Origin of the sequence: Anaerotruncus massiliensis (ex Togo et al. 2026) (assembly GCF_030825285.1) — a bacterium.
Lineage (GTDB): Bacteria > Bacillota > Clostridia > Oscillospirales > Ruminococcaceae > Anaerotruncus > Anaerotruncus massiliensis.
The window spans coordinates 1-24,881 of the sequence record NZ_JAPJQF010000022.1; the positions used below are offsets into that span (position 1 = coordinate 1).

At 61.5% G+C, this 24,881-nt stretch carries 26 protein-coding genes and 1 tRNA gene; 5 read left to right on the top strand and 22 right to left on the bottom strand.

What is annotated here, in order from left to right; genetic code table 11:
• The 15 genes from RCI06_RS08275 to RCI06_RS08345 all read right to left on the bottom strand — a co-directional run.
• A partial coding sequence (locus tag RCI06_RS08275) for a hypothetical protein (protein WP_373690851.1) occupies nucleotides 1–391 on the bottom strand: 391 nt, incomplete at its 3' end.
• A 414-nt stretch (nucleotides 392–805) separates the two neighbouring features.
• Entirely contained in the window at nucleotides 806–1,477 is a 672-nt protein-coding gene (locus RCI06_RS08280; protein WP_306575520.1) for an MBL fold metallo-hydrolase, read from the bottom strand.
• 10 nt (nucleotides 1,478–1,487) lie between these two features.
• On the bottom strand, nucleotides 1,488–2,471 hold the full coding sequence (locus RCI06_RS08285; protein ID WP_306575522.1) for a lipoate--protein ligase: 984 nt from the start codon (nucleotides 2,469–2,471) through the stop codon (nucleotides 1,488–1,490).
• Between the two features lie 28 nt (nucleotides 2,472–2,499).
• Nucleotides 2,500–5,181 (bottom strand): dihydrolipoyl dehydrogenase, encoded by a 2,682-nt coding sequence (gene lpdA / locus RCI06_RS08290; RefSeq protein WP_306575525.1) that lies wholly within the window; start codon nucleotides 5,179–5,181, stop codon nucleotides 2,500–2,502.
• A complete protein-coding gene (locus RCI06_RS08295) occupies nucleotides 5,178–5,681 on the bottom strand; it encodes a TRAP transporter small permease (protein WP_276870032.1) in 504 nt (167 codons plus the stop codon). The genes lpdA and RCI06_RS08295 overlap by 4 nt, the downstream gene beginning before the upstream one ends.
• An 87-nt stretch (nucleotides 5,682–5,768) precedes the next feature.
• A complete protein-coding gene (locus RCI06_RS08300) occupies nucleotides 5,769–6,341 on the bottom strand; it encodes an HD domain-containing protein (RefSeq protein WP_306575528.1) in 573 nt (190 codons plus the stop codon).
• A 12-nt stretch (nucleotides 6,342–6,353) separates the two neighbouring features.
• On the bottom strand, nucleotides 6,354–7,310 hold the full coding sequence (locus tag RCI06_RS08305) for a TRAP transporter substrate-binding protein (protein WP_172439190.1): 957 nt from the start codon (nucleotides 7,308–7,310) through the stop codon (nucleotides 6,354–6,356).
• A gap of 125 nt (nucleotides 7,311–7,435) precedes the next feature.
• On the bottom strand, nucleotides 7,436–8,530 hold the full coding sequence (locus tag RCI06_RS08310; protein WP_101550092.1) for a zinc-binding dehydrogenase: 1,095 nt from the start codon (nucleotides 8,528–8,530) through the stop codon (nucleotides 7,436–7,438).
• A gap of 14 nt (nucleotides 8,531–8,544) precedes the next feature.
• Nucleotides 8,545–9,573: a zinc-binding dehydrogenase gene (locus RCI06_RS08315; protein ID WP_306575531.1), complete on the bottom strand. Its 1,029-nt coding sequence runs from the start codon at nucleotides 9,571–9,573 to the stop codon at nucleotides 8,545–8,547.
• Nucleotides 9,574–10,761, bottom strand: a complete 1,188-nt coding sequence (locus tag RCI06_RS08320) for a dihydrolipoamide acetyltransferase family protein (RefSeq protein WP_306575534.1) — start codon at nucleotides 10,759–10,761, stop codon at nucleotides 9,574–9,576. It abuts the gene before it with no gap.
• Nucleotides 10,762–10,774: 13 nt separating this feature from the next.
• Nucleotides 10,775–11,749, bottom strand: a complete 975-nt coding sequence (locus RCI06_RS08325) for an alpha-ketoacid dehydrogenase subunit beta (RefSeq protein ID WP_207654181.1) — start codon at nucleotides 11,747–11,749, stop codon at nucleotides 10,775–10,777.
• A gap of 13 nt (nucleotides 11,750–11,762) precedes the next feature.
• The gene (locus tag RCI06_RS08330; protein WP_306575538.1) at nucleotides 11,763–12,821 is read right to left on the bottom strand and encodes a thiamine pyrophosphate-dependent dehydrogenase E1 component subunit alpha; all 1,059 of its coding nucleotides are present in this window, start codon (nucleotides 12,819–12,821) and stop codon (nucleotides 11,763–11,765) included.
• Nucleotides 12,822–13,118: 297 nt separating this feature from the next.
• Entirely contained in the window at nucleotides 13,119–13,778 is a 660-nt protein-coding gene (locus RCI06_RS08335) for a FadR/GntR family transcriptional regulator (protein ID WP_101550084.1), read from the bottom strand.
• A 296-nt stretch (nucleotides 13,779–14,074) separates the two neighbouring features.
• Nucleotides 14,075–14,365, bottom strand: coding sequence for a hypothetical protein (locus tag RCI06_RS08340; RefSeq protein WP_306575540.1), 291 nt, complete (start codon nucleotides 14,363–14,365; stop codon nucleotides 14,075–14,077).
• 4 nt (nucleotides 14,366–14,369) lie between these two features.
• Nucleotides 14,370–14,807 carry a hypothetical protein gene (locus RCI06_RS08345; protein ID WP_306575543.1) on the bottom strand — a complete coding sequence of 146 codons (438 nt, stop codon included), beginning with the start codon at nucleotides 14,805–14,807 and terminating at the stop codon, nucleotides 14,370–14,372.
• A gap of 28 nt (nucleotides 14,808–14,835) precedes the next feature.
• Between RCI06_RS08345 and RCI06_RS08350 the strand changes: the two genes are divergently transcribed.
• Together RCI06_RS08350 and RCI06_RS08355 are read left to right on the top strand one after the other, a co-directional pair.
• Nucleotides 14,836–15,825: an AraC family transcriptional regulator gene (locus tag RCI06_RS08350; RefSeq protein ID WP_306575546.1), complete on the top strand. Its 990-nt coding sequence runs from the start codon at nucleotides 14,836–14,838 to the stop codon at nucleotides 15,823–15,825.
• Nucleotides 15,822–16,835, top strand: a complete 1,014-nt coding sequence (locus tag RCI06_RS08355) for a zinc-binding dehydrogenase (RefSeq protein WP_306575549.1) — start codon at nucleotides 15,822–15,824, stop codon at nucleotides 16,833–16,835. Before RCI06_RS08350 ends, RCI06_RS08355 begins: the two co-directional genes overlap by 4 nt.
• A gap of 190 nt (nucleotides 16,836–17,025) precedes the next feature.
• Here the strand turns inward: RCI06_RS08355 and RCI06_RS08360 are convergent.
• The 3 genes from RCI06_RS08360 to RCI06_RS08370 form a co-directional block, all read right to left on the bottom strand.
• Nucleotides 17,026–17,102 (bottom strand) — tRNA-Pro (locus RCI06_RS08360).
• A 65-nt stretch (nucleotides 17,103–17,167) separates the two neighbouring features.
• Nucleotides 17,168–17,599, bottom strand: a complete 432-nt coding sequence (locus RCI06_RS08365; RefSeq protein WP_121586809.1) for a PPC domain-containing DNA-binding protein — start codon at nucleotides 17,597–17,599, stop codon at nucleotides 17,168–17,170.
• Nucleotides 17,600–17,656: 57 nt separating this feature from the next.
• The gene (locus RCI06_RS08370) at nucleotides 17,657–18,163 is read right to left on the bottom strand and encodes a GNAT family N-acetyltransferase (protein ID WP_306575552.1); all 507 of its coding nucleotides are present in this window, start codon (nucleotides 18,161–18,163) and stop codon (nucleotides 17,657–17,659) included.
• Nucleotides 18,164–18,579: 416 nt separating this feature from the next.
• On the opposite strand from RCI06_RS08370, the gene RCI06_RS08375 reads away from it, so the two are divergent.
• The 3 genes from RCI06_RS08375 to RCI06_RS08385 all read left to right on the top strand — a co-directional run bounded on the left by RCI06_RS08375 (nucleotide 18,580) and on the right by RCI06_RS08385 (nucleotide 21,511).
• Nucleotides 18,580–18,963 (top strand): desulfoferrodoxin family protein, encoded by a 384-nt coding sequence (locus tag RCI06_RS08375; protein WP_101550074.1) that lies wholly within the window; start codon nucleotides 18,580–18,582, stop codon nucleotides 18,961–18,963.
• A 127-nt stretch (nucleotides 18,964–19,090) separates the two neighbouring features.
• Nucleotides 19,091–20,029, top strand: a complete 939-nt coding sequence (locus RCI06_RS08380) for a uridine kinase (protein WP_172439188.1) — start codon at nucleotides 19,091–19,093, stop codon at nucleotides 20,027–20,029.
• Between the two features lie 138 nt (nucleotides 20,030–20,167).
• Nucleotides 20,168–21,511: a hypothetical protein gene (locus RCI06_RS08385; RefSeq protein ID WP_306575554.1), complete on the top strand. Its 1,344-nt coding sequence runs from the start codon at nucleotides 20,168–20,170 to the stop codon at nucleotides 21,509–21,511.
• 56 nt (nucleotides 21,512–21,567) lie between these two features.
• On the opposite strand, the gene RCI06_RS08390 is transcribed toward RCI06_RS08385, so the two are convergent.
• The 4 genes from RCI06_RS08390 to RCI06_RS08405 form a co-directional block, all read right to left on the bottom strand.
• Complete coding sequence (locus tag RCI06_RS08390; RefSeq protein ID WP_306575556.1) at nucleotides 21,568–22,044, bottom strand: acyl-CoA thioesterase; 477 nt, start codon at nucleotides 22,042–22,044, stop codon at nucleotides 21,568–21,570.
• A gap of 149 nt (nucleotides 22,045–22,193) precedes the next feature.
• Nucleotides 22,194–22,565 carry a type II toxin-antitoxin system PemK/MazF family toxin gene (locus RCI06_RS08395; protein WP_101553195.1) on the bottom strand — a complete coding sequence of 124 codons (372 nt, stop codon included), beginning with the start codon at nucleotides 22,563–22,565 and terminating at the stop codon, nucleotides 22,194–22,196.
• 218 nt (nucleotides 22,566–22,783) lie between these two features.
• Nucleotides 22,784–23,323 (bottom strand): hypothetical protein, encoded by a 540-nt coding sequence (locus RCI06_RS08400; RefSeq protein ID WP_276870073.1) that lies wholly within the window; start codon nucleotides 23,321–23,323, stop codon nucleotides 22,784–22,786.
• Between the two features lie 17 nt (nucleotides 23,324–23,340).
• Entirely contained in the window at nucleotides 23,341–24,876 is a 1,536-nt protein-coding gene (locus RCI06_RS08405; protein ID WP_306575559.1) for an NAD(P)H-hydrate dehydratase, read from the bottom strand.
• Nucleotides 24,877–24,881 lie beyond the last annotated feature (5 nt).

Consider the following 24,881-nt stretch of genomic DNA (forward strand, 5'->3'; position numbering starts at 1 on the left):
GCACCGAAAAGGTCGCGCAACTGCCCCAGCCTTCCTGCATCACCCGTTCGTTCCACTGCTGCGTCAGCCGGGGCAGGACGTCCTCCTTCATTTGCACGAACCGCGCCGCCGGGCCCGGTTTCCCGGCCGTGCGCAGCTGAGTGCCCCGCTGGGGGAAGGAGAAATAGTCGAAGACGGCGTCCAGCTTCATGACCAGGTCGTAAAATCCGGTGAAAGGCAGCTTCTCCGCAAAGCCGCCGTTATAAAATTCCCCGCTCGCCGTCCGCAGGGGCACGCTGTCCGCCAGGGCCCCCTCTCCAAAACAGCCGCTGATCGTGGTTTCCGTCACCGCATTCACGCATATCATGGTCACAGGGATGTTCCCCAACTGCTGCCTGGACCTCTTTGCCATATCCGATCCTCCGATTTATTACTGGACTTGATGCTCAAAAATGTCTCAAAAAGTACGCTTTTTGTGACCTGTAAAATAAAATAATATCTAAGAATTTATAAAAATTTTTGGTTGTCAACCGCAGGAAAAAATGATATACTCTTAACAACAATTTCCTTATTAAAAAATTATTCCCTTATTATGTGGGAACAATAGAGATTTCCCCCATGTTTTATAATGTGTACCTTTTGAAACCGATCCATTTTTCCCATTTATGCCCAAAAAAGCGAACCCGGGACCGATCTTTGATCGGTCCCGGGTTCGCTTTTTTGCGGGAAGTGATTTGGGGATATTTTGTGACCTGCGGCCTAAAGCTATTCCGCTATTGATATTTCAGGAGCTCGGGGGTATAACCGTCGGGGCTTTTCAGCCAGCTCAGTAAAACAATGTTTGGCCTTCCTCCATCAGTGCCTCCACTCGATTATGCGCGCTGCCGAACCGCCTCAAGCTCCCGGCGGCAAGCCGCCGCAGCCCCCCGATATCGTCCTTCAGGAACGGGACGTGATAGACGCACACCAAGCGCGGCGCACAGTCCCGCAGAATTCGCTGCCCCACGGAGTTTGAGAAGAAAACCGGATTAACAAAAATCACGTCGGCCCGCGCATTGCAAAACGCCTTGGCGGCCTTTGGAACCCGAAATTCCGCATCAGCTGTAATGAGCAGCCGAACGCCAAAAAGATCAATCAGGTAACAGTTATGGGGAACAGCGCCAAACGCATTCCCACCAGCCAGATGCCCTGTTCGTATGACTTCGACCGACCAGCCTGGCCGGCTGACCGTCTGTCCCGGTTCCGTCTCCGGGAGCAGAATCTCTGCCAAATCCCCGTGGGCGGCGTACCGTTCTGCCAGTTCCTCTGAAAAATGGTCGGGATGGCGGTGGGTGACCAGCAGGCAGTCCACCCCGCCGCGGAGGGCCGAATCCAGCATCTGCCCGGAAGGCGCGCTGAAGCCGGGCGCCGGGAGCGAAAACAGCGCGTCCACGAGCAGCCTCGCTCCCGGCGCCTCGAGCAGCAGGCCCGCGTTGGCAAGCAGCGTTATTTTTATCATCGCGCGCCATCTAAAAGAAGAGCCCGGAAAGCTCCGCCCGGGAGCAGCCGGAGAGGTATTCCCCGACCGGGATTCCCCGCAGAAGGTCCTCCAGCGCGTCCCGGCTGTGGCGGACGCCTTTCAGGGCCCGTTCCAGTCCGTCGATCTCCCGGCGTCCGAAAAAATCGCCGAAAAAGCGGGCGTTTTGGATTCTGCCCTCCACGACCTCCATGCGGAGGTCCACAATCCCGAATGAAAGTTTTTTTACATTGCGGAAGGTATATGGCGGCGACTCCCCATAATTCCACTCCCACGTTCCATATTTTTGACGGACCAGCGCCCGGATCTCCGTGTCGTCCGCCGGGCCGATCCCATAGGGGGAAGCCTGCGGGAAGTACGTGAGGAAAAAACGGCGGAGCTCCGCGCAGAACCGTTCCACCGTCATTGGCTCCGGCAGGTGGGAAATCAGATTTTCCACCCGGGATTTTGTCGATTTGACCGCTTTGCTCTCGAGCTTCAGCGGACCGGGATTTAGCGCGCCCGCCAAATCCCCCATATTGGAATCAAAGAGGATCGTCCCATGATGGAGCATCCGGCCGCCATACCGCGCCTGGGCGTTTCCGGAAAATTTGCGTCCGTCAACCAGCAGGTCGTTGCGCCCGGACAGCTCCGTCCGGATTCCCAGAGTCTCCAGAAAGAGGCGCACGGGCTTGGTAAAAAGGGCGTAGTCATTGAATTGCTCCCCCGCGCGGTCCTCGCTGATGATGGTGAAGTTGACGTTTCCGAGGTCGTGAAAAACCGCGCCCCCGCCCGTCAACCTGCGGACGACCGCGATTTTCCTGTCCTCGACATATGCGGCGTCGATTTCCTCGGTGGAATTCTGATTCTTTCCCACAACAACCGCCCGGTCGTTGCGCCACAGCATGACCACGTCATCGGGAACCTTTTTTAGGAAGTATTCCTCCGCTGCCAGGTTGTAATAGGGGTCAATCGAAAAATTTTCAACGAGCAGCATTGCCCTCCCCCTCTCCGCGCCGCCACGGTCAGTTTGGTATGTGCAGCGCCCGCTTTTCAGCGTCCAGCGCCGCTTCGTGGAGCGCCTCCCCCAGCGTCGGATGCGCAAACACCGTATTGGCGAACTCTCCAACCGTCATGTGGGCGGACAGCGCCACGGCGCCCGCGCCAATCAGATTGCTTGCCTGCGGGCCGACGATATGGACTCCCAGCAGCGTCCCGCTGACCGCGTCCGCGACCACCTTCACAAAACCGTCCGGTTCCCCTTCAATGAGCGCCTTCCCGTTTGCGGCAAACGGGAAGCGGCCGATCCGCGTTTGATAACCGGCCTTTTGGGCGTCCTCCTCCGTGAGTCCGGCGAAGGCGATCTCCGGATGGGTGAAGATGCAGCCCGGGACAGCGCCGAGCGTCAGCCCGGTATCCAGGCCGAACATCTCCTCCACCGCGATCTCCGCTTCCCGTGAGGCGGCGTGCGCAAGCTGAATCTTGCCGGTCACATCGCCGGCCGCATAGATGTGCGGAACGTTTGTGCGGCCCTTTTCGTCCGTCACAAGGCATCCCCGTTCAGTCCGGAGGCCTGCGGCCTCGGGGCGCAGCCCTTCGCAGTTCGCGCGCCTGCCCGCCGCCACCAGCACCATGTCCGTCAGCAGCTCCTCCGTCCCCTCGTCGCCCTCAACCGTAGCCACCGTCCCGTCAAAGTCGCTTTCCACCTGAAGAAGCCTGCTCCCCAGGCGGAAGGTTACCCCCTCCCCTTCCAGCTTTTTTCGTACCAGCCCGGAAATCTCCCTGTCCGTGCCCGGCAGCAGGCGGTCCAGCAGCTCCACCACCGTCACATCCGTCCCGAGCGAAGCGTAAAAGCTCGCAAACTCCATGCCGATCACGCCTCCGCCGACGATCAGGATGCTCTTCGGAAGTCCGGGAAAATCAAAAACGCGGTCGCTGTCAAACACCCCCGCTCCCTCCAATCCAGGAATCGGGGGCGCCGACGGGCGGGAACCCGTGGCGATCAGGATTTCGTCTGCCGTGCAGACGAAATCCCCTGCCGTTCCCGTTACCCGTACCTCCCCCGGCGAGAGGAAGCAGGCCGTCCCCTCCACAAGCCGCACGCCGCTTTTTTTCAAAAGCATTTGAATCCCTCGGCCCAGTTGCCGGATAACCGCGTCCTTGCGCGCCCGGATCGACGGGAAATCCACTGCAGGACCGCCTGTACTGATCCCGTAGGCCGCCGCGGACCGGACCTGCCGATATATCTCGGCGCTCTTCAAATAGGCCTTCGTCGGGATGCAGCCCCGGTTCAGGCAGGTGCCGCCCACCTGCGCACGCTCGACAAGCGTCACCTCCCCGCCTAACTGGGCCGCGCGCAGGGCCGCGACATAACCCGCCGGACCCGCGCCGATCACTAAAACCTTTCTCACGTTTCTCTCCCTCCCCGCCTCAAGGACCCACATGATGAGCTGCGGGAAAAAGCTGAATAAGAAGATCAGCCCAATGCCCGCGGCATAGAAGTATTTCCCCGAAGCCACCATTCGCTGGATCGGCCTTTTGGAATAGCCCGCCGCCACAAAGAGGTCCAGCCCGAAGGGCGGCGTCACCATCCCGAACGCAAGGTTAAAGACGGTGATCACACCGAAATGGATTGGATCGATCCCCAGAGTGAGCGCGATGGGGTAAAAGATCGGGGTTGTCAGGATGATGATGGGAATCGTTTCAATGAACATTCCAAGGACCAGATAGAGCAGGTTCACGGTGATGAAAAAGGCGACTGTCGTCAGCCCGAAGGAAACCACGACGTCCCCCAGCATCCGCCCGACGTTTTCAATGGTAAGAATCCAGCTGAACAGGGACGCGACCGCCACCAGCAACAGGACCATACCCGTTGTCAACGCGGAATTGACAAACGCCTCCTTGAGCTTTTTGAGGGTCAGCTCCCGATAGATGAAAAAGCCGACGATCAGCGAGTAGAGTACCGCGATCACAGCGGCCTCCGTGGCGGTAAAGGTCCCGGAATAGATGCCTCCCAGAATAATGACCGGGGAGAGCAGGCCCCAGAACGCTTCCTTGACTGCTTTCCATAGTCCTAACTTTTCGTCAGATTCCCCGGATTTTTCCTGCGGGGCCGCCTGTCCGCCTCTTCGGGAGAGCTTCGCGGTCAGCATATAGACCACCGTCGTAATGATCCCCGCGACGGCGCTCACCATAAACAGGCTTCCAACCGAGGAATTCGTCTGTGTACCGTAGATGATGAGCGCAATGCTCGGCGGGATCAGCAGGCCGAGCGTCCCACTCAGCGCACCCAGGAATGATGCGAAGTCGGGTTTATAGTTTCCCTTGATCATTTCAGGGTACATCATTCCGCCGATTGCGGCCGTCGTCGCGGCGGCGGAACCGGATATCGCGCCGAAAAAGGCGGAAGCCACGATCGTCACATAGGCAAGCCCGCTCTTCGCCCTGCCCACCAGCACCTTCGCCAGCTTGACCAGCCGCCCGGAGATTCCCCCCATCAACATGATATCCCCCGCCAGCACGAAGAACGGCACCGCCAGCAGCGGGAAGGAATCGACGGCGACCAGCAGGCGCTGGGGAACGATCGTGAGCGGAAGCGAAGCCTTCGCAACCAGCGCCAGAATCGAGGAAATGCCGATTCCCGCTGCGATCGGCATTCCAAAGAGCAGCAGAACGATAAAAGTTATCAGCAATATCGCCAGCGTCACAGGGATCCCTCCTTCCTTTCACAGTCCTTCTGCGGGACCAGCCGCCCGCAGAGGTCCTCCAGGGAAAACAGCAGCGTCAGCAGGCTGAAAAAGGGAATTGCGGCATAGACGATCCCCATGGGGATCCCCATCGCGGGGGAATCCTGCCCCATCGTCATGCCCGCCAGCTGGACGCCCTTGACCAGAAGGAACACGGCCATCGCCGCGACCAGCACCGACTGGACCCCGGCGGCCGCCTGCTTTTGCTTTTCCGGGAACAGGCCGATCACGACGTCGATCGCCACATGGGATTTCCTCCGGAAGCCGAGCCCCGCCGCCACAAAGGTCAGCCAGACCAGTCCGTAGCGGCTCAATTCATCGGTCCAGACAAACGCCTTTCCAAGGACAAAACGGGAAAATACCTGCAGGAAAGAGGAGACGATGATCAGTGTGAACAAAGCGACCAGCAGAATTTGACAAAGCCTGTCGGCGGCTTCGTTCGTCTTCTTGATAAGGCCCATTCTTTTCCTCCCTTTCGCCGCGCCCTTTGCGCGGCCCGCGGCGCCGCCCCGTGACGGCGCCGCGCACACACATAGATTCGTTCCGGTTCACTCTGCGAAAAGCGGAAGCCCGCGTTCGTAAAAAACCATGTCCGCGTCGCAGAGGTCCATGTAAGAAAACAGGATCGCTTCCTTATATTGCGGCTTCATCTTCGACTGCGGTGTATGGGTAAGGATGAGATGGAGCGTCTCCTCGGAGAAGCCCTCCTCCCGCGCCAGTACCGCGCCGTAAAAGCCGTGCTGCAGCTTTTCTCCGATGGACGACCTCCGATAGCCGCCCTTCCCGTCCGGCTCATATTCCAGCAGCTTACTCACGTCGTGCAGCAGGCCGATCGTCAAAATCCGTTCGTAATTGAACGATTCCCCCTGATACCGCTCGATCAGCTTCGCCATCTGAAGGGAAGCGATCGTCGTCACGTTGACATGGTCGACAAGGCGGCAGTCCCTCTCCTGGATATCGGGGTTGAAGCAGGCGTCCTCGAGGCGCTCCCATTTGCTCATTCCCCACGCGCGCAGCCAGACCGCGGCGATCCTGTCCGCCAGATCCTGATTCCGAATCTCGCGTATGATCGGGAACAGTTCCGCGATCTTCGATTTGTCCCTCTGTTTTCCGCCGTCCATAAGCGCACCCTCTCACTGGCGGCCGAGCGCGGCCTGCACCTTGCCCAGCGTTTCCTTGTCGGCGTAATTGTCATAGATCGGCTGCACGGCCGCGCGGAAGGGCTCCAGATCGGGCGTCGTGAACTGGACGCCCTGTCCCTCCAGCTCCGCCTGAAGCTGCGCCTCCATCTCCTTGACGGTCTGCCGCTCGAAATCGCACGCCTCCTTCGCGGCTTCGCGGACCGCCTCCTGAAGCTCGGGGCTCAGGCTGTCCATAAAGGATTTGCTCGCACCGAACGGGATGGAATCGTACATGTAGTTGATCCAGCCGTAATACTTCTGCACCTCGCCAAAGCCGGAGGTCGCAAAATTGCTGATCGGCACCTCAGCGCCGTCCACGACGCCGGTCTGCAGGGCGCTGTAGAGCTCGTTCCACGCGATCGGCGTGGGGCTGGCGCCCAGCGCGTTCCAGGTGTTGATGTAGACGCTGCCCTCCGGAGTCCGGATTTTAAGGCCCTTCACGTCGTCGATCGAATTGACCGGGCGTTTGGAATTGCTGAGCTGCCGGAAGCCCGCCTCAAAATTTCCGACGATCTCGATCTGGTTCTCAAGCAGCGGCTTGTAAAGCTCCTGCCCGACCGGACCGTCGAGGACCTCATAAACCTCCTCGCGGCTCTCAAACATAAATGGGAGCCCGAACACCTCGAGCTTCGGCTCGTACGCCTGCGAAAGCACGCCCATGCCGCCCACGGCGAATTCGACCGTTCCGAGCTTGAGCCCCTCAAAGAGGTCCCGTTCCGCGCCGAGCTGCCCGTTCGGATAGATTTCAATGACGACCTTCCCGCCCGTTTTCTCTTCCACCAGCTCCTTGAACTTTTCCGCTCCCGTCTGATAGGGAGACTGCGGAGAAAGCGCATGTGCAAACTTTGCGACGATCACGCCGCCTCCGTTCTCCCCGGCGGCCTGCGCCGACGGACTGCCCGCCGGCAAATCCGACTGTTTCCCACAACCGCTGAATGCAATGAGACAAACCATACAGACGGCCAAACCGATGCAAAATAGCTTTTTCATCTTTTCTACCCATTCCTTCCAGGTCGTCGGTTTCTGTTCTCTTCCTACACTTTACGGGGCCCTGATTCAGGCACCAGCCCGATTCGGATGCAGTCCTCCGGTCCCTCCAGGAAAAGCCGCATCGCCTCCTCCGCCTTTTCCAGCGGGAATCTGTGGGAAATCATCTTTTCCACGGCATATTTCCGGCTGTTGATGAGCGCCGCCGCCTCCCCGACGTCCCACGACTGCCCGTGGCCGCCCCGGACCACCAGCTCGTTGTTGACGATCACGTCCGTCTTGAGCGGGACCTCCCTGCCGCCGTTGACGCCCGCCAGCACAACCCGTCCACAGTCCCGCGGGAGCCGAAAGGCCGTCTGCACAGACGCGGGCACGCCGGCGCATTCAATGACGACGTCCGCCATTTTCCCGCCCGTAATCCTGCGGACCTCTTCCGCCGGGTCGGTTTTTTGCAGGTCGATGATAAAATCCGCGCCGAATTCCCGGGCGACCTCAAACTTGACGCGGTCCTTGGTAAGGCCGATCACCATGATCGGGTATGCCCCGGACTCCTTTGCCGCGACCACCGAGGCCAGCCCCTGCGCGCCCGCGCCGACGATCGCGACGCTCTCCCCATACCGGACCTCGCCCTTGGTGCGCACCCACCGGACGCCGTTTCCGATGACCGAGGAGAGGCAGGCGGCCTCCGCGGGGACCTCCGGCGCGATCCGGTGGAGCCTGCTCCCGGGCGCCACAAAGAGATACTGGCTGTACGCCCCCCACAGGTAGGGCGGCTTGTCACAGTTCAGCGCGACCCCATAGGTCATATGGGGCAGGTGCGCCTGATAGAGGCCGGTCAGGCAGTACTCACATTTGTTACAGGCGATATAGGGCTCCACCGTGACCCGGTCGCCGACGTCCACGCCGTACTCCCGTTTGGCGGCCGCTCCGAGCCTGTCGACATAGCCGACGACCTCATGCCCGAGAATCTTCGGGAAGGAGGAGAGCCGGTGGCTCCCACGGTAGAGGAGCCGGTCGCTTCCGCAGATGGAAACCATCTCGACCCGCAGCAGGAGATCCCGGTCGCCGGGCTCGGGAATCGGGAACTCCTTTTTTACAAATTTGCCGGGTTCCTCCAGCACCATCGCATAACATTTTTCCATGCGGTTTCCCCCTTTTAAAGATCCCACCGCGCGGCCGCGGCCGTCATCTTTTCTTCCGCTGCTTCCACCGCCGCCGAAAAATCCGCCGCGTCGATCCAGCGGGTCCTGACCGCCGACAGACGTTTTGCGTTCTGCACGACCAGCCGCAGCGCCCTCTCGTAATCCCACGACGCATTCCCGACGCCGGTGACCGTCATTTCATGGTGCAGAAGCTGCCCGGCGGGCAGGTCCGCCAGCTCCGGGGGGACCGCGAAAACGAGCCGTCCCTGCGGACAGGAGGCGCGCCACGCCCATTCCACATTTTCACGGGCCGCGTCCGACACGAGAACGATGTCATACCCTCCCGCCGCGACCTCCCCGGTAAAAACGCAGCCGCAGGCTTCGGCGGCCGCACGGTCCGTTTCCAAAGCGTCCGGAGCGTAAATCTCGGCGGATTCCATTCCGACCCCCTCTGCCGCGAGGCAGGCAAGAACGGCAAACAGGTCAAGCCCCAGCACCAGCATCCGCTTCCCCAGGCCGCCTTCGCCGCGCTTGATGACGGCGCGCAGGGCCCGCTCCGCCGTTCCGAGCAGCACGGCCGATTCCGGCGGCAGGTCCTCGGGGAGCTTATGTACGCGGGAATTCGGGAGCACCGACACATATTCGCTGAACCCTCCGGCCAAAAGCTCCGGGCGCTCCGCGAGGGGGAAGGAGCCGTAGCGGAGCTGTTCCCGGCAGACGGAATAGTTCCCCGTCAGGCAGGGCTTGCAGAAGCCGCAGACGATGTTCGGCTCGATATAGACCATATCCCCCTCCGAGACCTTCCAGGCTTCCGCCGCCGCGGGCGGGGCGGAAACCACCCGCCCGATGATCTCGCCGCCCGGGATGAAGTCCCGCAGCCGGCCGTCCATCGCGCCGTCCAGCCGGAGATCGACGAGGCCACGCCTCCCGAAGGGCGCCGCGGCGACCTTGACGATCAGTCCCTCCGCGCCGCAGGCGGGCACCTCGAACTCCCGCACCGTGTAATCGGGGAACCGGCCAACCACAACCGCTCTGCTTTTCATTTACATCCCCCTCTCATCCATCGCCAGCAGCATCGGCTCCTCCAGCAGATTCTTCATCCTGCCCAAAAACCGCGCCACGGTCGCCCCGTCCATGATCCTGTGGTCGTAGGAGACGCAGAGATTCATGAGTTTTCGGGCCACGATCGCGCCCTCCTTCACGGCCGGTTTCTCCAAAATCGCGCCCGTCCAGATGAGCGCGCTCTGCGGGGAGGAGATCACCGGGGTGGAGATCACCGACCCATATGCGCCGGCGTTGGAAAGGGTGATTGTCGCACCGCCGACATATCGGGGGTCCGTGACGCCCTCCCGGGCCTGTCCGGTCAGGGCGTCCAGCTCCCGCGCCAGCTCCCAGAAAGCCTGATCCTGCGCGCCCTTGACAACCGGGACGATCAGGCCGCGTTCGCTCTGGACCGCGATCCCGAAATCGACATTCCGCCGGATCACGATTTCGTCTCCCTCCAGCGCGGAGTTGAGCACCGGGTATTCGCGGACCGCCATCACGGCCGCCCGGATGAAGAAGGGCATGAAGGTGAGCCTGATTCCGAGCCGCTGCGCCAGCGTGTCTTTCCATTTTTTACGCAGGAGGTCCGCCTCGGTCATATCCACCTCGACCGCCGTCGTCACCTGCACCATTTCGCTCCGGCTCCGCGCCAGCTTGTCGGCGGTCTTCTTCCGAACGCCCGAGAAGGGGATCCGTTCCTCGGTGGCGGAAACCGCCTGCACCTCCGGCGGCGTTTCCTGATACGCCGCCACGTCCTCCTTCGTCACCACGCCGTCCGGCCCCGATCCGCGAACCCGCGCGAGATCGATTCCCTGCTTTTTGGCAAGCGCCTTGGCCGCGGGGGTCGCCCGGACCCTGGCCGCGGGTTCGGGCTTTTGCGCGCGGACGGGTTCCGGCGCAGCTTCGGACGCCGCGCGTCCGCCTTCCGCCCTGCCGGCATAGCGTTCTCCCACCGCGCCCACGACCGCGAGCGCCTCGTTCACTTTGACGATCCCGCTGACCTCGCAGAGCCTTTTGAGCAGGACGCCGTCCATCGGAGATACCACTTCAAACGACACCTTATCCGACTCGACCTCCGCGATGGGTTCCTCCTTCGCCACCGGCTGGCCCTCCTCCTTGAGCCATTTCACGACCGTCGCCTCCAAAATGGCCACGCCCAGGCTCGGCAGCGTCACTTCCACAGACACATTCCATTCCTCCTCATACGATCTCTTTAACCGCCCCGACGATCTCCTCGACCGAGGGAACCATCATCTTCTCCCCATAGCGCCCCGCGGGGAGCGGCGCGTCCACCGCACCGAGCCTGCGCACAGGCGCGTCGAGGCAGTCGAGCATCTCTTCCGCCGCGATCCCGGCGATCTCTCCGCCGACGCCGCCCCGCTTCACGCCGTCCTCAACCACGACGAGCCGTCCTGTTTTGGAGAGGGAGGCGCGTAGCGCCTCCTTGTCAAAGGGGACCAGCGTCCTCGGATCCAACACCTCCGCCTCGATCCCCTCCTTTTGCAGGAGCTCCGCGGCCTCGAGCGACTTTTTCAGCGGATATCCCCACGACACGATCGTCACGTCCGCGCCCTCCCGCCGGACGGCCGCCTGTCCGAAGGGGATGGTGTATTCCTCCTCCGGGACCTCGCCCTTTGTCCCGTAGAGCAGCTTATGCTCGAAGAAAATCACCGGGTTGTTGTCGCGGATCGCGGTTTTCAGCAGGCCCTTCGCATCGTAGGGCGTGGAGGGGATCACGATTTTAAGGCCCGGGAAGTGGATGAAGGTGGCCTCCAAATCCTGCGCGTGGTGCGCGCCCGAGCCGGAACCGACGCCGCATCCGGCCGCCCGGATCGTCATGGGGACCCGAAATGCCCCGCCGCCGTTCATATAGCGGTATTTCGCCGCTTCGTCTGCCACCGCGTCCGCCGCCAGCAGAAGGAAATCGCTGTACATCAGCTCCACGACCGGTCTGCTTCCGACAAGCGCGGACCCCAGCGCCGAGCTGACGAAGCCATTTTCGGAAATCGGCGCGTGCAGGACGCGTCCGTCTCCGAACTTCTGATTCAGGCCGTTGGTGACCCCCCAAACGTTGTATTTTAAATCCTGTCCGATCAGGTAAACCCTTTCATCCCGCGCCATCTCTTCGGACAGCGCCTCTTTGAGCGCATTGGAAAATGTGATGATCCTGCCCACTGCATATCCCTCCTCAATCGGCGTAAACGTCCTGATAGTATTCCTCCCGTTCCGGGTAAGGGCTTTCGATTGCAAACTGCGCGGCCTTTTCCATTTCGGCGACGGCGTCCGCTTTGATCACCGCGATTTCCGCCTCCTTCAGGCAGCCGAACTCGAGCAGGCTTTCCTCCATCAGGCGGATGGGGCATTTCTGTTTCCATTCCTCGATCTCTTCCAGCGTACGGTACCCTCCCATCGCGTTCCGGTCAATAGGGTTGTGGCCTTCCCAACGGTAGGTCTTTGTCTCAATCAGCGTCGGACCTTTCCCGGCGCGTGCACGCTCGACCGCCTGCCGGGTGACGTCATAGACCGCAATCGCATCGTTTCCGTCGACGATATAGCCGGGCATCCCATAACCCACCGCGCGGTCCGCGATATCCTCGCAGGCAGTCGTCTCCTCCATCGTGCAGGTGATCTGATAGAGGTTGTTTTCACAGAAATAGATCACCGGCGCTTTCCAGACTCCGGCCAGGTTGAGCCCCTCGTGAAAATTGGCGTTGTTGCTCGCGCCGTTCCCAAAAAATGCGACGCACACCCGGTCAAGCCCCTGCATCCGCATACTCAGCCCGACGCCCGCCGCAATCGGCAGGTGCGCCGCCTGGACTCCCGGCCGACCCAGAATTCCAAGCTCGTAGCAGCCCAAATGCGGACCGCCCTTTCCCCGGTTGTAGCCCGTCTTTTTCCCCAGCAGCTCGGCAAGCAGGATGTGCGGCTTCATTCCTTTCCCGATCGCCCAAGCCCATCCCCGGTGATAGGGCATGATGTAATCGCTCTCCGCGAGCGCGGCGCAGGCGCCGATCGGGCCCGCTTCCTGACCCAGCGTGGAGTGTTCGGAGATGGAAAATCCCCGGTTCAGCATCTCCTTGATCTTTTCATCCAGCGTTCTTGTGCGGACCATATCGACATACATCCGGCGCAGGGTTTCCTTTGGAATCCCCTGCATGATTTTTTTCCGGTCCCGCTCCGTGCGGGTGTGGCTGGCCGCCGTTTCAATCATCTCGATCGTTCTTCCACCGTGGCACACATTGCTCATTGTGATTTCATCCCTCCCAGTTCGTCTGTCCTGTCCCGAGGGGCAGCACGTTTATAACGAAGGCTCCCTTGTGCGCACAATTTCACCTTGCTTACCATAATTCCAGCCTGTTTTTGGGTACAACGAATCTATCCCATTGCATTCGGCATGCAATAAGACGAAACCCACGATGTCAATTTTGAAAAAAGGACCGATTCCCTTAAAAATGCGTATAAGAAACAAGCCTTATTGCCGGGCGCAATAAAACAAAACGTTCTGATTCAACATGTACTGCGCTACGTCAAACGCCGCGGCGGTTTATTCCCGCCCGTGCTTGCGGTTCGTCTGAGGGTCCATCCGGACGATCATTTCAATGTTGTCCAGATGGGCGCAGATACGCTCTTTCGCCAAGGCCTTGTCGCGGCCGCGCACCGCCTGCAGGATCCCGTCGTGCTCCTCCACGATTTTGGCAGCTCTGCCTTCCACCGCCAGTCCTCTGGCGCGGATGTCGGCGAGCATGCTCACCACGAAATCCTCAACCGCCACCATAAACGCGTTGTGGCTTGCCTCGGCCAGTCCCATGTGGAACTCGTGGTCGATTGCGACGTCTTCAGGGTCCATGCGCTGCTTTTCCACCGCAGCTTCAATTCGCCGGATATCCTCCTCCAAGCCGCGCTCGCAGGCAAGCCGTACGATTGTGGACTCCAGCATCCGCCTGAACTCGATGAAATCAAACATGATATCATCCTGGTCCGAAATGCGGATCATCGAGATCGCCTTTTCAAAATATTCCGCGCCTTTGATGACGACCTTGCGGTTTCCACGGCTCTCAATGACACCCAGAAATTCCAGTACCGCCAAGCTCTCCCGCAGGGAGCCGCGCCCAATTCCCAGGTTTTCCGCAAGCTCCCGTTCGGGCGGCAATTCCTCGTTGATCCGGATTTTTCCGCTCGAGATCGCGTCCAGCAGGGTTTTCATTACTAACTCCGGGATCTTTGGTCCCGCTTGAATTTTACTAAAGATAACACTCCCTCCTTTGGTAAGACCAATATACCATTATACCATTCGCCGGTCAATCCCTTTTTGGATTTTCTATAAACTATCACGATTCTCAGGTGGGTTTTTTAGTGTTTTTTACAGATAAATGAGATTTTCATTCCATTTCTATAAATACCCGGTAACAACAAAAGCAAAACATGCACGCAAAAAACGGCCGGGAGGACCCGCAAGCGGGTCCTCCCGGCCGTATGTATGCTCACTCTCCACCGGCAGTTTCAAAGTGCGAAGATCTGGTGCGGGATATCCGGGTCCAGATCGATTTTGGGTGCGTCGATCACCTCGACCGTCGTATCAAAGCGCATCAGACGCTTATCGTCCGCCGTGTATACGGGCCACTCGGGCATGCCGGGCGCCTGCGGGTAAGCGTCTTTGATGAACGTTTTCCACGCCCCGAGCATCGTGGCCGACAGCTCTTCAAAGCCTTCGTACGTCTCTACGCCCGGCCATTCCTTGTCGTCGCCCATGACAAAGGCGCTGTCGATGCCGTGGTGCGCCCGCATCGGCATCTTATCACCAATCCAGACGGTAAAGGTAGAGTCTGTTTCCGCGGCCCGCCTTCGCGTAGGCGTCGAACAACTGGATGGTGGCGTTACCATAGAGGTATTTGCTGACAACGTCGATCATCTTCCGGTCGTCCCCTTCCGGAACCAGCCGTTCCAGCGTCCGTTTTGCGTAGCGCGCGTATTTTCCGAAGAGATTGACGAGCGTCGTGTCGTCCATCTTCTTCATGTCGCAGAAATCGTAATAGTAATGGAACTCGTCCCGGTTAAAGCCGCCGAGGATATCGACGTAGTTGGCCTTACCCGACTCGATGATTGCCAGCGCGTCGTCTCCGTCAAAGTTGACGCCGTCAAACACGGGGCCGCAGCTATGCAGGTTGTTGAGCCCCGCGATGATCATTCCCTGCTTTTCCGCGGCGGAATATGGAGACGCGTTCAGCCTGTTCATCCTGCGCCTTCCGGATGGCGCGGCAAAAGTGGACGCGGTCGAATATCTGGAAAAGGCGGCTGCCGACTGCGGCGGAGCGGGCCCCCGCCGCCTGATGGAGTATGACGCGGAATGCGCCGTGCTGCTGCAGCAGTCCGTCTCCTCCGATTCCAAACGCTTTCGGGAACTGGCTTCCCGGCTGGACGCCCTCGAACTGCCGCGCGACACGCATTACCTCTTTTATGAGCGGCTCAACGGCCTTGAGGAGGTCGCGCTGGCGGTCGAATCCCTCGCCCAGGTTCAGGAACAGTGCTTTTTTGCCCTCGGCACTTACGTATCCCTGCACCTGCCGTCCCCATCTCCAAAGCCCGTTTCGCAGGAGGAGCTCGAGGAGCGGGTCCGGGAGCTGCACAAGCGGCTGTACGCGGGCAACCAGTTCGGATTTATCACCCAATTGAAAGAGCTTTACTGCGGACTGCTGGCGGAGCACCGGCATCTCCCCTCCTGCCGCGTCGCGCATGAATTGATCCGCGACGTCTGGTTCTCCTATTCGGAGAAACAGGAAGGCGGCCTCGGGCATGATTTCCCCATGACCTTTGAGGAGGCGTCCAGCCTTAACGACCTTTACGCCGATATCTCCAACCATTTTATCCTGGCGTTCAACCACAGCGCCGCCGACTTCTCCGACATCATTTCCTGCGCGGTCGAGTTCCTGCAGGAACACTGCGCGGAGCCGATCGCGCTGGCGGAAGCGGCTCAATTTTTGGATGTGAGCGAGTCCTATCTGAGCCGCCGATTCCACCGGGAAACCGGTCGAACCCTCGTGGATTACCTTGATCATATCCGGATCGACAGGGCGCGGCTCCTGCTGAGCTCCTCCGGCCATCTCCGTGTGCATCGGGTGGCGGAATTGTGCGGTTTCAGCAACGCGCACTATTTCGCGCTGCGTTTTAAAAAAGAGGTCGGCATGACCCCGTTGGAGTTCCAGAAACGGATGCGCGCATATTTGTATCAGGGAAATCAGGAGGCGCGGATATGAAAATCCTCGGCATCTCTCATGGGAAGGTTCGTTTCAACGACCTTCCGAAGCCACAAATCATCTATCCAGACGACATCCTCGTGAAAATTCAATACGCGCTTCTCCCGCCGGACGACCTCGAACTCTATTTGGGCGGAAACATGATCATCCCCAACCCCTATACGTTCGGCCAGGCCGGCTCGGGGATCATCGAAGAACTCGGTCCCGCCGCCTATCACAAGGGGCTGTCGGAGGGGGACCGGGTGGTCTGGTTCTACCGCGCGAACTGCGGGATGTGCTACCAGTGCAGCACCGGCAGGCCGCTGTACTGCCTCAACATGACCTACTGCACCACCTCCTTCGCGGAATACATGACCTGGAAGGAGGCCTATATCTACAAAATTCCGGATTCTCTGCCGCTGGAACAGGGCGTCTTTTTCCAGGACATCCTGGATTGCCTGCGCGTATTCCATGAAGCGGAGATCGACGCCGATTCCTCGATCGCAATCCTCGGCGTCAATCACAAGAGCCTTTTGATCGCCTGGTATGCAAAGCTCTGCGGCGTGCGCTCCGTAACCGTGGTCAGCCCCAATCCGGGGATGCTTCCGTACGCGAAACGGTTCGGGGCCGACCATGTGGTGCGGTTCGGCACGGACAACCTGCTGATGCTGTCGACCGAAATCAACGAGGCCTCCGGCGGTTTTCATGCGGTCATCGACTGCGGCGGAAGCCTTCCTCTGCTACGCGAGGCGATGGACGTCCTCATGTACGGCGGTTCCCTTGTCATCCCCCATGTCTACCGGCCGGGGTCAAAAATTTCGGTCAATCTCTCCGACTTCTATTTCAAGGAGCCCCGGATCAAGGTCTTGAAGCAGGGCGCGCTCGACGTTCCGAAAGCGCTTGATCTGATGCCCCGCCTCGGTCTGGAACGCCTGACCGAAAATCTCGTGCCGTTTGAAAACGCCTTGTCCCTGTTTTCGCCAAAGTTTTATGAAAACCGGCTCTGCGGCATAGCACAGCTACCCGGATAAAGCTTCCGGATCCGTGGATGGTCAATCGGGCCCGCCGATGATTCCGGCTGGCCCGATTCTTTTGCTGATCCGGTACAAGTGTCGTATAAGTGTCGTAGTTGATCAAAAACGCCTGTTTCCTCCTTCCGGTTATATGCATGAAGAAAGCCCGCAAACGAGCTTTTCATGCACGTTTGCGGGCTTTTTCTTCTGGTCCGAATAGCGGGACTTGAACCCACGGCCTCTACCACCCCAAGGTAGCGCGCTACCAAACTGCGCCATATCCGGACGGCTATATTATATTAGCATAATCGGCAGGTAAAATCAAGAGGGTTTTTCACATTTTTCGCCTCTTATCCTTCCAGTCGGAAATCCAGCAGGTTCAAGCCCGTCTCCTCATCGAAGACGCGGCCGACGCGGCCGGCAAGCGTGCGCAGGAAAAGTTCGGCAGTCGCGCTGACGCGCGCCTCGCTCAGATGCCCGCCGATCACCGACCCGTCCGCGCGGCCGAAGGAGGCGTGGATATGCAGGTAGGGCTCCCCCTCCCGTTCCGTGACGCTGCCCTCCAAGCCGGTCATCTCAAGCGGCTCGTCAAAGACATTCGGGCAGAAGCGCTTCTCTGCCAGATCGTAGACGCCGACCACAACATGGTCCATCGCGCCCAGCCCGGAGAGGGTTCCGAGCCGGACCCGCTCCGTGACGCACAGCTCCTTCAACGACGCGGCCAGCTCCTCCCCGCGTTCGAGGCGGATGGCATAGGTGTCACCGAATTTGTGAAAAAACATGGCCGTTCCCTCTTTTCAAATTCAAAAAATGTGATATAATAGTAATAGTTCCGATATTTACTTTCTGATCTTCATTTCAAACACGCAGAGTTCCATCGGGAAACCCGGGCCGGCCTCCCATGTCCGCCTCTCCAGGAGGCGCAGCCCCAGCCGCTCGCAGTAGTCCAAAGCGCGGCTGTTTTTCCGGTCCACCACCGCATATACGCGGGCAAGCCCCCGAGCGGCGCACTCCCTCCCGATGAGTTCCAGCATCCCGGTCACCGTGCGGTTCCCGTGATATTCCCCGCGGATATAGGCATGGTACACCCAGAGGGCATCCTCCTTTTCCCGGAGGGCGACATACCCGACCTCCGCTCCATCATAGCAGATGAGCCGGTACTCCATATGCCCTCCGTCGATCTGGCGGCGGACCGCCCCGGGAGACTGCCAGGTCCTGAGCAGATAGTCCAGTTCCATCGACCCATAGACCCCCAGATAGCGATCCGTCCAGATTTCCCGGGCAAGTTCGCACACCGTTTCGATCTGCCCCGCCTGCTCTACCGGGATCCATTCCAGCATCTCCATTCGGTTCCGCCTCCTTCGGCCGGACTGCTTGCAAACCCATTCCCCTTTCCATTGGTATTATACCACAAAACCCCACCCGCGTGAAGATTTTTTTCCGGCTGTTCCTATGAGGTTTCAATAAAAACAATATTCGCGCGTGGGTTGGACATCCTAAATCCCGGGGCCGTCCGGTCCTTTTCCCAGGGGAGCGGAAGCGCATGGCGTCCCTGCCGTGACCGGACTTGCCGTTCACGAATTTTTCGCTCTTTTTTCATGAAGCGCGGCATAGGATATGCTATAATAAAGATCAGCCAATGGCCGGGGGCCGTCCGGCGCCGCGGCCGCATAATCCTGTTGACAGTGGCGGGCAGCCCCGCCATTTTCAGCCGCGCCGAAACGGCGCGGCAACAACGCAGACATCAAAGGAGGAAACATCCATGAGCCAGGAACAGAAATTTTTCATCTGCAAGCACTGCGGGAACCTTGTCGGCATGATCCACAACGCGGGCGTCAAGATCATCTGCTGCGGCGAGCCGATGACCGAGCTCGTCCCCAACACCACCGACGCGGCGGGCGAAAAGCACCTGCCTGTGGTCGAGGTGTCCGGCAAGCAGGTCACCGTCTCGGTCGGGAGCGTTCCGCATCCGATGACCGAGGAGCACCACATCGCGTGGGTCTATCTCCAGACCGCCAAGGGCGGCCAGCGCAAGAGCCTGCCTGTCGGCGGCGAGCCGAAGGTCACCTTCCTGCTCGAGGACGACGAGCCCGTCGCGGCATTCGCCTACTGCAACCTGCACGGCCTTTGGAAGACCGTGGTCTGATCGGTCGGAGCCGGGAGGGCGGCCGTATGGCCGCCCTTTTTGCACAGGAAGATTCTGGTTTGTGGGAACCGCGTGATTGTGCTATCGTTAGATTGAAAACCATATGATGAAACTGGGGGGAATCCTGATGAAATACAATCCTGAAATGGAACGGGTCCACACCGCTCCGATCGCCGAGGAACTGGCCGCGCGGCCGGAGGTGTTCGTCAGCCGGGAGGAGGGCGTGTATTTCCAGAAGATTTCCGCCGTCTGCGACCGGGTCACCGAACGGCACATCCACATCCTGCTGATCACCGGGCCGTCCGCCTCGGGCAAGACCACGACCGCCAAAAAGATCGCGCACGAGCTGCGCGAGCGCGGCAAGGTGGTCAACCGCATCTCGCTGGACAATTTCTATAAATCGAGCGACCAGCTGCCCCGCTGGGAGGACGGCTACCAGAATTATGAGAGCGTCGAGGGGCTCGACCTCGACTGCTTCCGCGAAACGGTGCAGCGCCTGCTGCAGACGGGGCGCGCGCAGTTCCCCATCTTCGATTTCACGGCGGGACGCCGCTCGGAGAAGACCTTTGAAATCTCCTACGACGAGCACACCTACCTCATCATTGAGGGCATCCACGCCCTTAACCCGCTGCTCACCGACACGCTCGCCCCGCACCGCACCGTCAAGCTCTACATCAGCGTGCACAGCGACTTCGTGGACGACGGCGGGCGCATCCTGCTGGGCGCGCGCGACCTGCGCCTCACCCGGCGGCTGCTGCGCGATTTCTACTACCGGGGCACCGGCGCGGAGGAGACGCTGCGGATGTGGGACTATGTGCTGCGCGGCGAGGACCTCTATATCCGGCCCTTCCGCGAATTTGCGGACGCGCACATCAATTCCACCCACGATTACGAGCCCTTTCTCTACCACGACACCCTCGCCGAAATGCTGCGGCAGACCGACCCGGACTCCCCCTACCGCGAGACGATCGGCCGGCTGACCGACTCCGCCCGGCACTTCTTCGGCATCGACCAGGCGCTGGTGCCCGCGACCTCCCTCATTCAGGAATTCATCAAGCGGGACTGACCGGCCATTTGAAACCGTTTCGGGAACCGCCCGGCTTATGCCGGGCGGTTCCTTTTGTTTCCTCCCGGGTGATTGAAAAAGCCGCGCGGATATGCTATGCTTAATTTCGACAGATTTCGACATCCGGGAGGGCATCTCATGTTTGGGCTGATGGGCCTGTTCGGCGCCGCCTGCATCTTGTGGGGCGCCGGAATCTACCTGCGGCTTTTCCTGCGGCGGCCGCGCTACGACGACCCGCTCGCCTACGCGCAGGCGCTTTCCCTTTCCCGCGCGCTCGACCGGCGGCTCGCGGCCACTTCCCTGCGGCGGGTCGTCTGGCTCAAATTCTACGCCAACATGCTGCTTCCCTTCCTGGGGATCGCGGGCGGGCTCCTGCTCGGATACGTGATCCTTTCGGGCGCGCCTCCCCTCCCCGGCGCCGTCGTCTGGATGGCGGCGGGCGGCTGCGCGCTGGCCGACCTGCTCTTCCTGCGCTTTTACGACCGCCTCTCCTTCTGCGTCAATGCGGCGGCCTGCCTCACGCTGGCGGCCGCCTGCTTCTTTGCGCCGCCCGGCGGGCTCTTCCCCCGGCCGCCCCTTTGGGCCGCCGTCGCCGTGTCTGTGCTGTGCGCCTGCAACCTCGCCTATTTCTGGCGGCGGCGCGCCCTCTTCTCCCCCGCCGCCGGGGAGCTTTCCGCCGACGGGGACGACATGTTCCCCGCGGGGGAACCGGAGGAGCTTCCCTTTCCGGAGACCGCCGCGTTTCCCCGCGGGATACCGGGCGCCGCGCCGACCGGACCGCCCGTCCGCGAAAGGCCCGTCCCGGCCGCATGGACGGAAAAAGAGCCCGCCCCCGCCGCGCGGACAGTTCCGGAGGGACCGGCCCCGGCCGTATTTGCCGCGGAGGAGGGGCCCGCGCCCTCCGCCACCCCCGCCGCCCGGCTCGACTGGCTGCTCGACCGCGCCGCGCCGCCGATTTCCGGCGCGGCTCCCCGGCGGGACGAGCCGCCGCGCGTCCGGAGGCTTCCCCCATATCCCCCGAACGAATGGGCGCCGCCCGCTCCCGTGCGCGCGGCGTCCTCCCCGTGGGACGCATGGGAGGCGCCCGCCTTCACGGAGGCCGCCTCCCCCTCGATATGGGGGCCTTCCGGCGGCGGGGAAGCCGCCTTTTCCGGCGGCATGCCGCCGGCCGGCGCACGCCCGCAGTTTGCCCGCCGCGCCTTCATCACCGGGAGCTTCCTGCACGGGCGGCAGGCACGCCTCGCCGCCTGCGTCCCCGGGCAGGCGGTCATCATCCGCCACCTGCCCGACGCGCGCTTCAGCGACTATATGCAGGTCAGCGCCGTCGTGGAGGACGGGCCGCCCATCGACGTGGGGAACCTCGGGGCGGGGCCGTCCGCGATCCTCTGTCCCGAGCTGCCGACCGGCGCGGCCTGTTACGGGAAGATCCTGCGCATCTTTCCGGACGGCTACGGGATGCTCAAATGCGAGATCGCCTACTGATGGAAGCAGGGCGTCCGCCGGATGGCGGACGCCCTGCTTTTTGCGCGCGGCGCTCTTTAAAACTGTTCGATGCGGCGCTGGAGCCTCAGCTCGGTGCGGCGCGCGCCCGCCTCCCACTCGGCGCGCTCCTCGTCCGTCTCGGGGACCAGGCGGGGCACCGGGGTGGGGCGCTCGTGCGAATCGAGCGCGACGAGGGTGAAATAGGCGCGGTTCACAAGCTCCTTGCTCCCGTCCAGCCGTTCGACGAATGCCTCCACCCGCACCTCCATCGACGTGACCCCCACGTGGGTGATCTGCCCGATCAGCAGGACGGTGTCGTTGGCGTAGGCGGCCTTTTTGAACTGGAGGTTGTCGATCGAGACGGTCGTCACGTCCCGGTGGGCGTGCCTGCGCGCCGTCACCGCCGCCACCACGTCCATCCACGCCACCAGCTTGCCGCCGAAGAGGCGGCCGTTGCCGTTGGTATAGCCCGGCATGACGATCTGTATCTGCTCGGTGCGGGATTCCGCGACCCGGTGCTCAAGGTTTTCCATAAACTGACGCCTCCGTTCATTTCGTATCCCCATCTTATCAGGTTCCGCGCGTCCCCGCAAGCGGACGCCCCGCCGGGGAGACCCCGGCGGGGCGTTATATGGCCGGGGAAAAACCGCCGGCGCTTTATAAAGACAGTTCGCCCACGCGTTTATGTAGGCGTGAACTGGCTGCCCGTGTCGCCCAATCCGAAGCTGATCGAAAGGGCATGGTTGATCTGTCCCATCGAGCCGTCGTCGAGACGGCCCATCTTCTCCTTGAGGCGTTTTTTGTCGATGGTGCGAATCTGCTCGAGCAGCACCACCGAGTCCTTCGACAGGCCGCACCCGTCCGAATGGATTTCGATGTGGGTGGGCAGCTTGGATTTTTCCTTCTGGCTGGTGATCGCGGCGGCGATCACCGTGGGGCTGTAGCGGTTTCCGACGTCGTTTTGAACGATCAGCACCGGCCGCACACCGCCCTGTTCCGAGCCTACTACCGGGCTGAGATCGGCGTAGTAGATCTCTCCCCTTTTTACGGTCACGTCCATCACTCTCCGTGGTTATGGGCGGGCGAGCACGCCGCCCGTATTCGCATTTTTAACGCGTTATCCTGCACCGATATTTTGAACCTCCAGGGCATGGTTTAAACAGCGCGGGGGAAAAATGTTCCCGCGCCTCTACCATTCTATTTCCGGGCGCGTCTTTTTGACAGCAAAAACGGCCCGCACCTTACGGTGCGGGCCGTTTGAAACCTCCGGGTTCATTCAAGAATCTTGAAATTCAGGATCTCCACCTCGAAGTCGTTCTGTGGAATCGACAGTTTCAGGATATTTCCGTTTTCCCCGTCGACCACAAGCGAGAAGTCCCCCTCCTCGATCTTCCCGGTCACGACGAGCTTTCCGTCCTGCTCCTCGAACCGGACCCCCTGGTCGTTGAGCGCGGCGTTGAGGGCCGACAGGATCATCTTGGAGGCGGCCTTGCCCGGCACGCTGTCGGGCGTGAAGTCGAAGCTGAGGTCCCCGTACTGGACGGTCACCTTGTCGGTAAAGAAGGTCATTTTCATGTCCCGGATGCTCTCGGGCGACTGGAAGGTCACGACCGCGCAGTTCATCGGCTTTTTGTAGATCGTCATCTCCGTCTCCAGCCCGCCGTAGCGGACCTTTGCCGTGGTCTGGAACGACTGGCTGAGGTTCTGGCGCATCTGCTCCGCCGCCGACTCCTCCCGCGCCTTCGCGCCGCAGCCCGCCGCACCCAGCAGCAGCGCCGCCGCCAGCAGGATGCCGAACACCCGTTTCATCATCGGGACTCCTCCTTTATCTACCGGTCGTTATCCGCGAACACGCGCGGAAGCGCGTCGATCACATCGCGGGCGAGCATCGCATATTGGGAAAACTCCCCGGCGGCGTAGTCGCCCGCCATGCCGTGCAGCCAGACGCCGCAGGCGGCGGCCTCCTCCGGGCTCCTGCCCTGCGCGGCGAGCGCGCCCACGAGTCCCGCGAGCACGTCGCCGCTGCCCGCCTTGGCGAGCCCGGCGTTGCCCGTCGTGTTGATCCACACCCGCTCCCCGGGCGCGGCGGTCAGCGTGTGGGCGCCCTTGAGCACCACCGTGACCCCGTACTCCCGCGCGAACGCCTTCCCGGCGGTCAGCGGGTCGGGCCTCAGCTGCTCGAGGGGCAGCGTCGTCAGCCGGGAAAGCTCCATCAGGTGGGGCGTGAGAATGACCTCCGCCTTTTTGTCCTTCAGTATATCTATATTCCGCGCGAGCGCATTTATACCATCCGCGTCGATGACGAGCGGGCGGGAGACCCGCCGCACGAGCTCGTAGACGATGCGGCAGGCGTCCGGCCCGGTCCCCAGGCCGTTTCCGACCAGCACCGCCGTGCTGCGTTCCGCCGCCTCGAGCAGCGCGTCCATCGCCTTGTAGGAGAGGGAGCCGTCGGGGTTCTGCGCGAGCGGCAGCAGCACCGCCTCGGGCAGCATGGGCAGCACGGTGCGGCAGACCTCCTTGGTGGAGGCGAGCGTCACGTAGCCCGCGCCGGAACGCATCGCGGCGAGCGTCGAGAGCACCGCCGCCCCCATGTACCGCTGGGAGCCCGCGACGTTTAAGAGCTTGCCGTAATCCCCTTTGTGGGTGTCGCGGCGGCGGCGGGGCAGCCGGTCGAAGACCCAGCCGCGGTCGACGAGGGTAAAGAGGGGCTCCACCCCCTCGTGCGCCTCGGGCGGGATGCCGATGTCCGCGACGACCACCTCGCCGCAGTACTCCGCGGCGGCGGGCATCGCGGTGGCGGGCTTGTCGCTGTCGAAGACGACCGTCATGCCCGCGCGCACCGCGCAGGGGTCCGCCTCCCCCGTGTCGGCGTTTACCCCGCTAGGGATGTCGAGCGCGAAGACCCGCACGCCCACGCCGTTGATCAGGCGGCAGACGTCCCGGTGGCGCCCGTCGAGCTCGCCGTGGAAGCCGGTGCCGTAGATCGCGTCGACCAGCAGGTCGGTCGAGGCGAGCCGCTCGGTCAGGTATTCGGGGTCGTCCCCGTAGCCGACGACCGCGATGTCCATCACGCCGATCCGCCGGAGCATCTCGGCGGCCTCGGGCGTCTTGGGGTCCCCGTCGGTCAGCACGACCGCCACGTTCGCGCCCGCCTCGCTGAGCCGGCGCGCGGCGACGAACCCGTCGCCCCCGTTGTTGCCCCGCCCGCAGAAGATCGTGACGTACCGCCCCTCCACGTCCGCCGCCCGGCGGATCGCCGCGGCCGCGGCGCTGCCCGCGTTCTCCATCAGGCGCTCGCAGCTCATCGAATAGTTGAGGGAATTGCGTTCCACCGTCTTCATCTGTTCGGATGTCAGAATCCTCATGTCGT